Raw genomic sequence first — 13,827 nt, 5'->3', positions numbered from 1 at the left:
CCTCATCAGCCTTGATGCGCATCTGGACCACCGTACCGTTTCCCGGTATGAATGCGCTTGAAGGCAGACCGAAACACTGCAGGTCAGCGACGGGTCACGCGTTTGACGGCAAATTCTTCTTGATCAGCCAGAAGCTTCCATAAGGAATGTGTGCATGCGGATGAAAGATGTGTTCCTGTCCTTCCGGGGACGTCTGTTGCGTTCGACCTTCTGGGCGTACTCCCTCGCAACATGGATAGTCTTCATCTTTCTGTTTGTGGGTTTCGAGCGTGTGTTCGGGCACGCCAGCACGCTGTTGCTATACCCACCGCTCCTTATAGTACTCGTCGCCCTCATCACCAAACGCCTGCATGATCGCAACAAGCGTGGCGCGTGGATTCTCGTCGTTCTCATTCCTATCGCCGGACCGATTCTGCTGGTGACCGAGCTTGGATTCCTGCGCGGAAGCGCGGGGCCCAACCGCTACGGACGCGATCCATCCGAGTTCTATCCTGATTACCAGGTCGTCAAATGAGCGCCGTTCCGCTGACCACGGGCGACGCCCGGCAGATCGTCAATGACGTCACCGGTCTCAATCCGGTACCTGTGTGGGCGGTAGTGACACCCACGAGCACGGAAGACATACGGGTCGCCATCGAGCGAACGAGCGGCCCCATTTGTATCGGGGGCGGACGTTTCAGCATGGGTGGCCAGACTGCCAGCCCTGGTGCCTTGCATGTCGACATGCGCCGGATGAATGCCGTGGTGAGCTTCTCACCTTTGCATCGTACGATTCGTGTGCAAGCCGGTATTCGCTGGTGCGACCTGCAACGATTTCTCGATCCGCATGATCTGTCGATCAAGATCATGCAGAGCTACGCCAACTTCACTGTCGGCGGTTCGTTGAGTGTCAACGTGCATGGTCGGTACATGGGCCAGGGTCCGTTGATTCTGGCCGTCCGCTCGATTCTTGTCGTACTGGCTACGGGTGAAAGCGTGGAGGCCTCGCCAAGCGTCAATAGCGAGATTTTCTACGGCGCCATCGGTGGCTATGGTGGTCTTGGCGTCATTGTCGAGGCGGAACTCGATCTGGCCCGTAACACACGCGTCAAACGCGTGACGACTAAGCTGCCGCCCAATACGTATCTGGCCCACTTCACCGAGAAAGTGCGCAATGTACCTCAGGCGATCTTCCACAACGCCGATCTTTATCCGCCGCAGTTCACAAGGGCACGCTCGATCACCTGGGAGGAAACGGATGATCCCGTTACCGTGCCGTACCGTCTGGTTCCGACGCGGCGTACTTATCCGATCCAGAAGTACTTCATCTGGGCGATTTCCGAAACGCCGCTGGGCAAGTGGCGCAAGGAATACCTGATCGATCCGCTGCTGTATCTGAGCAAGCGCGTGCATTGGCGCAACTATGAGGCTGGTGCCGATGTGGCCGAACTGGAACCTCGTTCGCGCGTCTTCCGTACCTTTGTGCTCCAGGAGTATTTCGTACCGGTAGCGCGATATCAGGATTTCGTGACCAGGATGGCTGAAATCCTGCAACGCCATCGGGTCAACGTGCTGAATATTTCGGTGCGTCACGCGACGGCTGATCCAGGCTCGCTGCTGGCCTGGGCGCGCAGCGAGACGTTTGCCTTTGTTCTCTATTACAAGCAGCGAACGCGCGTAAACGCCAGGAATCGCGTAGCGGTGTGGACCCGCGAGTTGATCGATGCGGCCATCGAGTGCAGCGGCGCCTACTATCTGCCCTATCAGGTACATGCCACTCCGGAGCAGTTCCACAAGGCATATCCACGCGCACATGAGCTGTTCGCGCTCAAGCGCCGGCTGGATCCTGATTTTCGCTGGCGCAATGTCATCTGGGATACCTATTACGCACCGACGTTGGCCACCGCGAACCAGCCTGCTGGCCACACGCCCACCTGTGAATTTCATCGCGTGTTCGACGACAGGCGCATGCACGATGGCTTCTACCGCTTCCTGCAGAACATCTATCGCCTGTATCCGGAAGATCGCTTCCATGCCCTGATCAAGGCTACCTGCGCCGAACACAAAGACGACGAAGCCATATACCGCCAACTCCAGCGTGACCTCCCCGGCATCAAACCGCTGCTTTCCGAGCTGACTTACGCCGTCCCCGCCTTGCTCAAGCAGAAGCGCGAGATGGCACGCCAGACGCTGCAATTGCTGGGCGATCGTCGCCATATTCATGGTTACGTCGAAATAGGCACCACGGGTCGCTACATCAGTGAGCTGCGAAAACACGTGCGCGTGGAAGGTGACATCGTTCTCGTGAATGATGTCGCCCCGGGTGGTTCTCCGGTTGATATTGTGGAGCGCGGCCAGATCGGCAAGCTCGGGCGATTCGTACCCATGAACGATTACGCGCCGATTGCCGAGGCCGATGTGGCGAGTGCGAGCGTGGATGTGGTCACCTGCTACATCGGTCTGCACCATGCACAACCCGAACGGCTGCGGGATTTCATCCTCTCGATCGAGCGCATCCTGCGCCCTGGCGGTGTGTTCATTCTCCGTGACCACGATGTCACCACGCCCCTGATGCACGATTTCGTGTCGCTTGCGCATACCGTGTTCAACGCAGGCCTTGGCCTGCCATGGGAAAGCAACCGCAACGAATTGAGGTTCTTCGCCCCGGTGGCCAGCTGGAGCGAACGTTTGCAGGCGGCTGGGCTCATCGACTCCGGCAATCGCCTGCTGCAGGCAAACGACCCTTCCGACAACGTCTTGATGTCGTTTGTCAAAGACTCGCGCGAGCGTGCAGCATGATTCGCAAACGCGCCTGGATGCGTCGCGGTTGGCTTGTGATCCTTGCATCGATGCTGGTCGCGATGTTCGCTGTGAATTCGTTCGCTGCCGACGAAGTCATCGTGACGCCGCAGGAGCATCGCCGCGGGCCCGAGCAAACCTTTCTCACCTATCCGGAATGGTTTCTGGTCTTCAGCCCGGCCGAGTATGCGGTGTTCGTTCGCGAGCACAATCCGAGCGATTTCCCCTTCCTTGGCCACATCGGACAGTTCTGGCAAGGCTATGGAGCTGTCTACGAGGCAACCCGGAATCGATACCCCATGAACTGGGGATATCACGTCATGATCATGGTCATTGGCGTGAGTACCACCGTCGAATACGGCCTGCGCGCCGGTTACGAAACGCTGATCGGCCGCATAGCCGAGCTCACCCGCACGCATGGCCAGACCGAGGAGGATCGCTACGCCTCACGCGTGGCGCAGGATTACGTCGATTTCATTCGCGTCGAGCCTTGGTACAAATTCGATTTTCGCAGCAGGTTGATCGGCCTGTGGAAGGACACCAGCCTGTGGGGACCCGATGCCATAAGGAAGTGGGAGCGCAAGTACGCGTTGACGACGGAATACGGAGTCAAGGCGGCGTACGGCTGGTTGATTGGCGTGGCCACCAAGGCGAGCTACGACGAGCCGGTTCCCGTCACGGCCGTCATCCTTGATCGTTTGCCCGATGGCGCAAGCGCCGAACTTCCGAACATGAAGCTGCTCAGGCAGGATGCCGGCGGCACGGCGCTGGTAACGCTGCCACGCTATCAGGAGTTCACCAATGAAGCCGCTGTGCTTGCGAAACTCGGTGCGCAGTTTGAAGAGATCGCGGGGAATCGTGGTCCGATACTGCTGAGCCTGATTGCACCCACCGCTTGGGCTCCCCCCGTGCCTGCGCGGGACATCCTGTTCACGCAGTCCATTCGTACAGTTCCAGGGAAAAAACGCGTGGTACTTGCCGTGCAGGTGGATTCACTGGGCGCACTGCTGCGTAGTATCAACGGACAGTCACTGTCCATAGAGCACATCTACGACTACTAGATAGCGGGTGTCTTGAAGATCACCTCGCGGACCTTTCCAGGGCGATCCGTTGAAAAGGAATTACCAATCGTGTGTTCTGGAACATCTGTATTAAGCCGTCCTATAACCGTCGCCGTCCTTGCGTTGTCCGTGATAACCAAGGTGAATGCGAGTGCCACGACGACGGATGTGGTTATGCCAACCACCTACGAATCCGGGCATTTTTACGCCACACCAGTACTCGATAACGGCAAGGCCATGCGCATGGTCTTGGATACTGGGGGCGGCTTCTGGCCGAGTTATTGGATCAACAAGGTCCAGGCTGACGCTCTGTCCCTGTCTGCCAGTGACTCGTGCGAGGTGGATGGCAGACGTATGCGCTGGCTCATCCCCGGTTCAAACCGGGCAAAGGTGTACCCAGTTTCTCAGGACCTTGCCAAGGAGTCGTCATTGTCCCCACAGGCGATGAAGCGAAAGCAGATGGCCAGCTGGTACCGCTCTACTTTTCCCAAGGCGTCTGGACGTATGACTATCCGGGCCGCAAGGTGACTGTGAGGGCCAATGGAGCACTGCCTCCCAGAGGTACCCACAAGACAGCACTCGGGTTTCGCGTTTCTCCGACGGGTCTCATGTTCGGATGGCCGCGCATTGCCCTGACTGTGGATGGTCAGGCACTCGATATGTTGCTGGATACGGGGGCGACTGCCCACCCAACCGCCGAAGGTCTGAAAGCCAGCGGCATCAGCACTACTACCGAGGGAATCGGTGTAACCAGCTACATCACCAAATCGACCATGGATGTCTGGCGCAAGAAACATCCTGACTGGATGGTGATCGAGCAGGGTGACGACCTGATTCCCCAGAAAGTCTTCCCCATCATCCGCGTTCCCAAGGTGCAGATTGCTGGCTGGGAAGTGGGGCCGGTGTGGTTTACCGAGCGACCGGACAGTGCTTTCCACGACATGATGGCGTCATTGATGGATCGGCCTCCGGAAGGTGCCGTGGGTGCCAATATTCTTGAACACTTCCGGATGACCATCGATTACCCGCACAGGGACGCGTGGTTCGAGTGCGTATCTGACTGCGTGCCACCTTCAGGTGCGAAACCTTAAGCCCGGCCGATTTTCTGGCCGGCATATTCGCCGGCCTTCAATTTCACGGTTCGAAATGGATGCTCAGGTATCCGCGTTGGTCGCCCAACCCTCGCGATTGCCGCGCGTGAACACGCGATCGCCATCCAGCACATCGCCGGCCGCGTGCGCAGGCAGCTCATGCAGCTTCGCGTAGATCGGCGTGAAGTCCGGATGCGTCGCCTCGAACAACTGCTCGAAGCCGTCGATCACGAAGTAGGTCTGCTGGTAGGTGTCGATGCGGTAGCGCGTGCTCATCACGCGTTCCAGGCCGAAGCCGATGCGGTTCGGTGAGGCCGAATCCAGCGAGTAGATCGACTCGCCCTTGGAGCTGACGATGCCCGCGCCGTAGATGCGCATGCCCTCGTCGGTGTTGATCAGGCCGAACTCCACCGTGTACCAGTACAGCCGCGTGAGGTTCATCAGCGCTTCGGGCCCGATCGCGAAGGCCTTCATGCCGCCGCGGCCATACGCCTGCATGTAGTCGGCGAACACCGGGTTGAGCAGCAGCGGTACGTGGCCGAACAGGTCGTGGAACAGGTCCGGTTCGCTGAGGTAGTCGAGCTGATCGGGTTTGCGGATCCACCAGCTGACCGGGAAGCGGCGGTTGGCCAAGTGATCGAAGAACACTTCATCGGGGAGCAGGCCTTCCACCGCGACCACTTCCCAGCCGGTGGCGGCGCCGAGCACCTTGTTGAGTTCAGCAAACTTCGGGATGCCGCCGTCGCCGAGGCCGAAGCGCTCGACACCGGCCATGAACTCCTTGCACGCGCGGCCGGGCAGCATCTCGCGCTGGCGCTTGAACAAGGTGTCCCACACTTCATGGTCGGTCTGGCTGTAGCTGGCCCACGGTTGCTCAACCACGCCGGTGGCGTACACCGGCACGTAGCCGCGATCGGTCTGCTGGTGTTCGACCTTGCGGGGTGTGGTGTTTTCCATGGCGGGAGGCTCCGGGGCAGGGATGATCCAGCCCACAGCATACGGGGGATTCGACGCACGAAGCTTGTTTTATTGCCACAGAAGGGCTATTGATTGCATCATCCTTGCGTAGCAAATTATATTAATGAAGTTTTATTGCACATGACGTCACTCGACCGTACCGACCTTCGTCTGCTTGCAGTGCTGCAGAGTGAGGGCCGCATCACCAATGCCGAGTTGGCCGAGCGGGTCAGCCTGTCCGCATCGGCCTGTCTGCGCCGGCTGCAGCGGCTGGAAGCGGACGGCATCATCACCGGCTATGCCGCGCAGATCGATCCACAGGCGGTGGGCTTGGGCCTGCAGGCTTTCGTGCGGGTCCAGCTGACCAAACATGAGGCTGAGGCGATCGAGCATTTCGTCGAACACGTCAACGGTTGGGACGAAGTGGTGGCCTGCCATGCGCTGACCGGCGACATGGACTACCTGCTGCACGTCTATGTGGCCGACCTCAAGGATTTTTCGCGCTTCCTGCTCGACCATCTGTTGAATGCGGCGGGTGTTGCCGATGTCAATTCCAGCTTCGTGCTGCGCACGGTGAAACGTTCGCCGTCACTGCCACTGAGCCAGCTGGAGCGTTGAGCGCCTGTGCCCGCTAAACTAATCGACTGATGAGCATCGATACCACCACCGTCCCCGAACGTGACCTGTTGCGCCCGCTGCGCTATCTGTGGCGTGTGCCGCTGGTGCTGCTGCATATCGTGCTGGGCATCCTGCTGTGTTCGCTGATCCTCAGCTGGAACCAGCATGTGGTGATGAAGGATGGCAGGGAGCCGTTCGCACACAGGATGATCCGCTGGTGGTCGGTCAAGCTGCTGCGCATCTTCGGCATGCGCTCGGTCCGGGTCGGCCAACCGTTGGCCGACCCGGTGCTGTTTGTTGCCAACCACACCTCGTGGATCGACATCGAGCTGCTGCACAGCCAGCGCGCGGCCTGCTTCGTGGCCAAGGCCGAGATCGCCGGCTGGCCGCTGGTCGGCTGGCTTGCGGCGAACGGAGGCACCATCTTCCATCGCCGCGGCAGCAACCATTCGCTGTCCACCGTGATGCAGGTGATGGTCGAGCGGCTGCGCGATGGCCGTTCGGTGGCGGTGTTCCCGGAAGGTGGCACCGGCTACAACGGCGTGCTCAAAGTGTTCCATGCGCGCATCTTCCAGGCTGCGCTGGATGCCGAAGTGCCGGTGCAGCCGGTGGCGCTGCGTTTTGCCCGTGGCGGCCGGCGCGTGATCGATGCCGGCTTCCGTGTAGACGAGAGTTTCATGGGCAACATCGTGCGCATGCTGGGTGAGGCGCCGATGGATGCCGAAGTACATTTCCTCACGCCGGTGCCGGCCAGTCCGGATGCGCGACGTCGCATGGCCGAGCAATCGCGCGAGCGCATCGATGCGGCGCTGCAAGATGCCGCGCCGGACGACGGTCGCGCATGAGCCTGCCCCGCGGAAAGGATTTCCGTCCGCCCTGGCCGCTGCGCAGCGGTCACATCCAGACCATGCTGTCCTCCAGCGGCGTGCGCCGCATGTTGTTGCCGCGTGCCGCGCAGACGGTAATGGACGGTGCCGAAGCAATCGTGGTCGATGGCGGTGGTGGCGTGCGCCTCACCGGTGCCTATACCGCACAGAAGATCCGCCCGCAGGCACGTGGTCTTGCCGTGCTGTTCCATGGCTGGGAGGGCAGCGTCGATTCCACCTATGTGCTGCAGACCGGCAGCCGCCTGCTCGCCGACGGCTGGGACATCGTCCGGCTGAACTTCCGCGATCACGGCGACAGCTACAACCTCAACGAGGCGCTGTTCCACTCCTGCCGCATCGACGAAGTGGTGCATGCGCTGGGCGACATCGCGCAGCGCTGGCCGGCGCGCCCGATGGCGCTGGCCGGGTTCTCGCTGGGCGGCAATTTCGCGTTGCGCGCCGCGTTGCAGACTTCGCGTACCGGCATTCCACTGAGTTACGTGCTGGCGGTGTGCCCGATCATCGATCCTGGCGAAGGCCTGTTCTCGCTGGAGGAATCCGCGCCGTGGTTCTACCAGGCCTACTTCATGCGCAAGTGGCGCCATTCGCTGCAGGCCAAACAGAAGGCCTTTCCGCATCGCCAGTACTTCGAGATGTCCGAGCTGAAGCAGAACCTGCGTGGCCTGACCGAGGCGATGGTGCTGCGGCATACCGACTTCCCGTCGCTGCAACAGTATCTGGACGGGTATTCGGTGGCTGGTGACGCGCTGCTGGCGATGCAGATACCGGCCACCATTCTTACCGCGCGCGATGATCCGGTGATCCCGGTCGACGCCTTCGAAAAACTCCAGCTGCCGCCCAACGTGGAACTGGACATCGCCGACTTTGGCGGTCACTGCGGCTTTATCCGCGGCTACGGCATGACCAGCTTCACCGACGACTACATCGCCGCACGCTTCAACACGCTGGTCGACGGTGGAGCCGCCTGAAAAGCCCGGCCCGGCCCTCTGTGACCGGCAGCGGAATTTACGCAATATTTGACCCCTGGGCTGCAATCCGCGTGCTAGCGTCATTGGACAGGGGGCACCATCACGCGGGGATTTGCGCATGTTACCGAAGCGATTCGCTGGTCGTTGCCTGGCGCTGGCCGGGTTGTCTCTCACGTTTGCCTGCGGCGCATTTGCCGCGCCGGCCACTAGTAGTCCGGTCGGTTCGAACAACGTCACCGTGGCCGATCCCAGCGTGCCGCGCCCGTCAGGCACGCCCTGCGTGGTGCAGCTGTTCCAGGACGATACGTTCACCGATTTCAACACGCGTCCCTACAGCTACACACCGCCTAGCGGTTGCGGCAAGCATTGGTCCAAGGTGGTGCTGGAGGCGGATTTCTCGGTGACCGCCGGGCGCCAGTTCGACCGCACCGCCACGTTGTGGCTGGGTGGCGTGAATCTTTATTTCGGTACTACCGAGGAGCCGTCGTCGACGGTGGCACCGAGCTGGCATGTGGAACGTGACCTCACCGACTACAGCACACTGCTGTCCGCGGCAGGCAACGGCCAGGCGATCATCGGCAACGTGGTCAACAGCACCTATACCGGGGTCATCCACGGCAGCGCACGGCTGCTGTTCTATCCGGCCTCGATGCTTGCACCGGCGGCACAGGTACCCGATGCGGTGTACCCGTTGGGCAGTGACGCGGTAGGGAATACCACCGAGCTCGACAGTTCCACCAGCCAGTTGGCGAAGACGTTGACCCTGCCACGCAATGTCGAGCGCGCCTATCTTGATGTGTTTGTGCAGAGCCAGAACGCCGACGAGTTCTGGTACACCTGCGTGCCGGATCAGTATGCCGCCGAGGTGCAGGAATGCGGCGGTGGCAATTTCCGCGAGGCCGAAGTCAGCATCGACGGCCAGCCAGCCGGCGTGGCACCGGTGTATCCGTGGATCTACACCGGCGGCATCGATCCCTACCTGTGGCGGCCCACACCCGGCGTGCAGACGTTGAACTTCATGCCGTACCGGGTCGATCTCACGCCGTTCGCCGGCGTGCTCAGCAATGGCTCGCCGCACACGGTCGCGCTGAGTGTGGCGGGTGCCGACAACTATTTCTCGGCCACTGCCAGCCTGCTGGTGTATCTCGATCCGCATGCGCAGCAGGTCAGCGGCCAGCTCGTGCGCAACACCCTGGTCAGCCAGCCACCCACACCGACCATCGGCGACACGTTGCAGCAGGATTCTTCCGGAAATATCACCGGCAACATCACCACCAACCTGAGCCGGCATTTCGTGATCGAGGGTTATGCCGATACTTCGCGCGGTCGTGTGCAGACCACGGTGGATCAGACCGTGGGCTTTGCCGATACCCAGGGTTTCACCATCAACGCCACCACCTACCGCCAGGTCACCGACCAGCTCACGTCGGTGGACGGTGTCAGCCGCAGTCGCATTGGTCACACCGTCGTCGGCGAGTACCGTGAAAAGCTGAGCTACCCGCTGCATCTGGACATCAACGAACAGGTGGCCACGGACGGCAGCTTTACCCTGGCCACCATCGCGCACCAGGACTACCAGAAGCACAGCGCACACCAGCTGTTCGGTATCTCCGTGTATTCGGCAAAAGTGGGTAACACGGTGGATAGCGCCGACACGCTGGATTTCGATGCCAGTGGCAACCTGACAGCGCACACGGGCCAGCACAGCACGCAGACATTCGCGTTCCACGACTCGCTTGGAGGCTGCTATCGCGCTGACGTGGGTACGCTCGATGGCGTGGTTTCCAGCTATGACAGCGGCCAGGGTTGCCCGGACCATCGCAACCGCGTGTACTGGTTCAGCCATCCGGATGGTTCGCCGGACAACGGTGACATCGTCCAGGCCTGGTAAGGCTCATGGCGGTCGTCACCTGATCGGTGGCGGCCGTCGCATCCTTCCTCGTTATAGCAATGCCGTTTGACACGATTGATTTGGATCGCTTCAAATCACTGGCCATCCGCGTCTGGCGCCAGGGGCAACGGTCCTCTCGGTCGTTGACGGTAAATTGAGTGCACGTGCATCGGCGAATCAGTGAGGAACGGGGCATGAAGGCATCGGCGTGGCATCGTGCGGGTTGCTGCGCCTGGTTGGCTGCAAGCGCATGTCTCGGCTGGATGCCCATGCCGACGTACGCGCATGACGGCAACTTCCACACTTCCTTCGAGACAGGCGAGCCCGCATCCGGACCGGTTGCGGCGCAGGCAAGTTTTACGGCGCAGGTTGCGGGTGGCCCGGATCAGTCCAGCGCACTCACCGCCAAACCCGGGGTCGGTTTCAGCGGGCTGCACGCGCTGCATTACCGCGGTAGCGTGGCCGGGCCGCAACAACAGCGCCTGTTCGATGTCGACTTGCCGGTGCAGACCGACACCCAGTTGTCGTACCTGATCTTTCCACAGCGTGTCGAAGGTGATCTGCGCGATCCGGCCAACTACGTGGCGGTGGATCTGCTGTTCGATGACGGCAGCCGGTTGTCCACCCGCGGCGCAGTCGACCAGCATCGCATCGGTGCTTCGGCACGGGCGCAGGGCGAAGGACGCGTGCTGTATCCGGATCAATGGAATCAGGTGACGATCGATGTCGGCAGCATTGCCGCGGGCCGCACGATCAAGCGCATCGTGCTGGCGTACGATGGCCCGGCCGCGGCGTTCGAGGGTTACCTGGACGATCTGCGGATCGGCCCGGCTGTGGCCGATGCGCGCCAACGCCCCAGCGACTTCGTCGAGACGCGTCGCGGCACCAACTCCAACGACCGCTTCTCGCGCGGCAATAATTTCCCCGCAACGGCCATGCCGCACGGCTTCAACTTCTGGACGCCGGTCACCGATGCCGGTTCCAACTGGATCTACCAGTACCAGCAGCGCAACGGCGCGGACAACCGGCCGCGGCTGGAGGCGTTCGCGCTGTCGCATGAGCCCAGCCCGTGGATGGGCGACCGTCAGACGTTTCAGCTGATGCCGGCAGCAGTCGCGAACGGTGCACCGAATGCAAACCGAACGGCGCGCGCCTTGAGCTTCAGCCATGCGAACGAGGCCTCGCATGCATATACCTACCGCGTCGCATTCGACAACGGCATCGTCACCGAGCTGGCGCCGACCGACCACGCCGCGATGTTTCGCTTCACCTTCAAGGGCGATCGTTCGCAGCTGATCTTCGACAACCGCGACGACCGCGGCGGCATCACGCTCGATCCGTCCGGCCGCAGCTTCAGCGGCTGGTCGGACGTGAAGAGCCGGCTCTCCACCGGAGCCACGCGGCTGTTCTTCTACGGCGTGGTCGATCGACCGGTCAGCGAAAGCGGCCGGCTCACCGGCGAGGGTCGCGACCATGTCGGTGCGTGGTTCGGCTTCGACACGCACACGCAAAAGGTGGTGAACCTGCGCATCGCCACTTCGCTGATCAGCCTGGCACAGGCGCAGCACAATCTCGCGCTGGAGATTGCACCCAGCGACAGCTTTGAGGACGTGCGCGAACGCGCGCAACGGCAATGGGATGCACAGCTCGGCATCGTCAGCGTGCAGGGCGCCAGCCGCGACGAGCTGGCCACGCTGTATTCCAACCTTTACCGTCTGTTTCTGTATCCGAACGAGGCGTACGAGAACACCGGCACGGCAGCGCAACCACACTATCGCTACGCCAGCCCGTTTTCCGCGCCAGCCGGTGCCGACACGCCCACGCAGTCCGGTGCGCGCATCGTCGACGGCAAGGTATTCGTCAACAACGGTTTCTGGGATACCTACCGCACCGCGTGGCCCGCCTATGTCTTGCTCACGCCGACGCAGGCCGGCGAGATGATCGACGGTTTCGTGCAGCAGTACCGCGACGGCGGCTGGATCGCGCGCTGGTCGTCACCCGGTTACGCCGACCTGATGGTAGGCACCAGCGCCGACGTGGCGTTCAGCGATGCGTGGCTGAAGGGCGTGCACAACTTCGACGTGCGTTCGTTCTATCAGTCCGCGCTGAAGGACGCCACGGTGGTCAGTCCGCTCGCAGGCACCGGCCGCAAGGGCCTGCAGAACGCGATCTTCAACGGCTACACCGACACCGGCGTAGATGAAGGACTGTCGTGGTCGATGGACGGCTATATCAATGACTTCGCGATCGGCAACCTGGCCACCGTGCTGGCCCAGCAACCGACGGCGGACGATCCGTACGCCGCGCACTACGCCGATGATGCGGCGTACTTCCACAACCGCGCACTCGACTACGTCAACCTGTTCGATACCGCCGTGGGCTTCTTCGTCGGCCGCGACGCCGCGGGGCACCGGCGCTACGATGCCAAGGATTTTGATCCGCTCCGCTGGGGCGGCGACTACACCGAGACCGACGCGTGGAACATGGCCTTCCATGCACCGCAGGACGGTGCCGGCCTCGCCGCGTTGTACGGCGGCCGCGCGGAACTGGCTGCCAAGCTCGATGCGTTCTTCGCCACGCCGGGCAACTTCCACGTCGGCAGCTACGGCGAGCCGATCCACGAGATGCTGGAGGCACGCGCGGTGCGCATGGGTCAGTACGGCCACAGCAACCAGCCCTCGCACCACATCATCTACATGTACGACTTCGCCGGGCAGCCGTGGAAGGCGCAGGACAAGGTGCGCGACGTGCTGTCGCGCCTCTACGTCGGCAGCGAGATCGGCCAGGGCTATCTCGGCGACGAAGACAACGGCGAGATGTCTGGCTGGTATGTGTTCAGCGCCGCTGGTTTCTACCCGTTGCGCATGGGCACGCCCGACTACGTGATCGGCGCGCCGTATTTCCCGCACATGGATATCCGGCTGGAGAACGGTCGACACATCGTGATCAATGCGCCTGCGGTCAGCGACAGCAACCGCTATATCCAGAGCCTGCGCGTCAACGGCCAGCCGTGGAACCGGCTGACCCTGCCGCACGCGCTGCTGGTGCAGGGCGCCATGCTGGATTTCGCGATGGGGCCGCGGCCCTCGACGTGGGGGAGCGACGAGGCCGCGTTGCCGCCGTCACTGACTGCTCGCGGCAAGCCGCAACCGCTGCGCGATCTCACCGATGGCGACCAGGGTGAAGTCAGCAGCTCGCCAGCCATCCCGCAGTTGGCGGCACTGTCCGACAACGACAGCAACACCGAAGCCACGCTACCCGCGGTAGTGACCACGATCAGCTGGCACTTCGCACAACCGCGTGAGGTCGCGATGCTCACGCTCACTTCTGGCGCCAGCACCGCCGCACCCTCGGACTGGCAGCTGCAGGCATCCAGCGATGGCCAGCACTGGCATACGATGGATACGCGTCAGCACGAGCGCTTTGCATGGCCGCAGCAGACACGCGCCTTTATCGTGCACGCGCCGGGCAACTATGCGTATTACCGATTGCGCCTCGATCCATCGACAGGTGCGGCGCCAACGGCGCTAGCCGAAATCGAACTGCTGGGGTCAGACGCGGCGAGCCCGTAGGCGG

At 61.9% G+C, this 13,827-nt stretch carries 11 protein-coding genes; 10 read left to right on the top strand and 1 reads right to left on the bottom strand.

The features are described from left to right. Positions 1-154: 154 nt before the first annotated feature. The 5 genes from B0E51_RS02485 (at position 155) to B0E51_RS02465 (ending at position 4,930) form a co-directional block, all read left to right on the top strand. Positions 155-514: a DUF805 domain-containing protein gene (locus B0E51_RS02485; RefSeq protein ID WP_077443215.1), complete on the top strand. Its 360-nt coding sequence runs from the start codon at positions 155-157 to the stop codon at positions 512-514. Further along, entirely contained in the window at positions 511-2,778 is a 2,268-nt protein-coding gene (locus B0E51_RS02480) for an FAD-binding protein (protein WP_077443214.1), read from the top strand. Before B0E51_RS02485 ends, B0E51_RS02480 begins: the two co-directional genes overlap by 4 nt. Then, the gene (locus tag B0E51_RS02475) at positions 2,775-3,839 is read left to right on the top strand and encodes a hypothetical protein (RefSeq protein WP_077443213.1); all 1,065 of its coding nucleotides are present in this window, start codon (positions 2,775-2,777) and stop codon (positions 3,837-3,839) included. The genes B0E51_RS02480 and B0E51_RS02475 overlap by 4 nt, the downstream gene beginning before the upstream one ends. A 174-nt stretch (positions 3,840-4,013) precedes the next feature. Next, positions 4,014-4,367, top strand: coding sequence for a hypothetical protein (locus B0E51_RS02470; RefSeq protein WP_077443212.1), 354 nt, complete (start codon positions 4,014-4,016; stop codon positions 4,365-4,367). An 80-nt stretch (positions 4,368-4,447) separates the two neighbouring features. Then, the gene (locus B0E51_RS02465) at positions 4,448-4,930 is read left to right on the top strand and encodes a hypothetical protein (protein WP_077443211.1); all 483 of its coding nucleotides are present in this window, start codon (positions 4,448-4,450) and stop codon (positions 4,928-4,930) included. Positions 4,931-4,993: 63 nt separating this feature from the next. Here the strand turns inward: B0E51_RS02465 and phhA are convergent, their stop codons facing one another. Continuing rightward, positions 4,994-5,887 (bottom strand): phenylalanine 4-monooxygenase, encoded by an 894-nt coding sequence (phhA, locus tag B0E51_RS02460; protein ID WP_077443210.1) that lies wholly within the window; start codon positions 5,885-5,887, stop codon positions 4,994-4,996. A gap of 141 nt (positions 5,888-6,028) precedes the next feature. On the opposite strand from phhA, the gene B0E51_RS02455 reads away from it, so the two are divergent. The 5 genes from B0E51_RS02455 to B0E51_RS02435 all read left to right on the top strand — a co-directional run bounded on the left by B0E51_RS02455 (position 6,029) and on the right by B0E51_RS02435 (position 13,823). Further along, a complete protein-coding gene (locus B0E51_RS02455) occupies positions 6,029-6,505 on the top strand; it encodes an Lrp/AsnC family transcriptional regulator (RefSeq protein WP_077443209.1) in 477 nt (158 codons plus the stop codon). 29 nt (positions 6,506-6,534) lie between these two features. Beyond that, positions 6,535-7,350: a lysophospholipid acyltransferase family protein gene (locus B0E51_RS02450; RefSeq protein ID WP_077443208.1), complete on the top strand. Its 816-nt coding sequence runs from the start codon at positions 6,535-6,537 to the stop codon at positions 7,348-7,350. Further along, complete coding sequence (locus B0E51_RS02445; protein ID WP_077443207.1) at positions 7,347-8,360, top strand: alpha/beta fold hydrolase; 1,014 nt, start codon at positions 7,347-7,349, stop codon at positions 8,358-8,360. Before B0E51_RS02450 ends, B0E51_RS02445 begins: the two co-directional genes overlap by 4 nt. Before the next feature lie 118 nt (positions 8,361-8,478). After that, the gene (locus B0E51_RS02440) at positions 8,479-10,251 is read left to right on the top strand and encodes a peptide-N4-asparagine amidase (protein WP_077443206.1); all 1,773 of its coding nucleotides are present in this window, start codon (positions 8,479-8,481) and stop codon (positions 10,249-10,251) included. 269 nt (positions 10,252-10,520) lie between these two features. Then, positions 10,521-13,823: a GH92 family glycosyl hydrolase gene (locus B0E51_RS02435; protein ID WP_254424370.1), complete on the top strand. Its 3,303-nt coding sequence runs from the start codon at positions 10,521-10,523 to the stop codon at positions 13,821-13,823. Positions 13,824-13,827 lie beyond the last annotated feature (4 nt).

This window comes from Rhodanobacter sp. C05 (genome assembly GCF_002001165.1).
GTDB lineage: Bacteria > Pseudomonadota > Gammaproteobacteria > Xanthomonadales > Rhodanobacteraceae > Rhodanobacter.
This window is presented reverse-complemented; position numbering and strand designations above follow the sequence as displayed.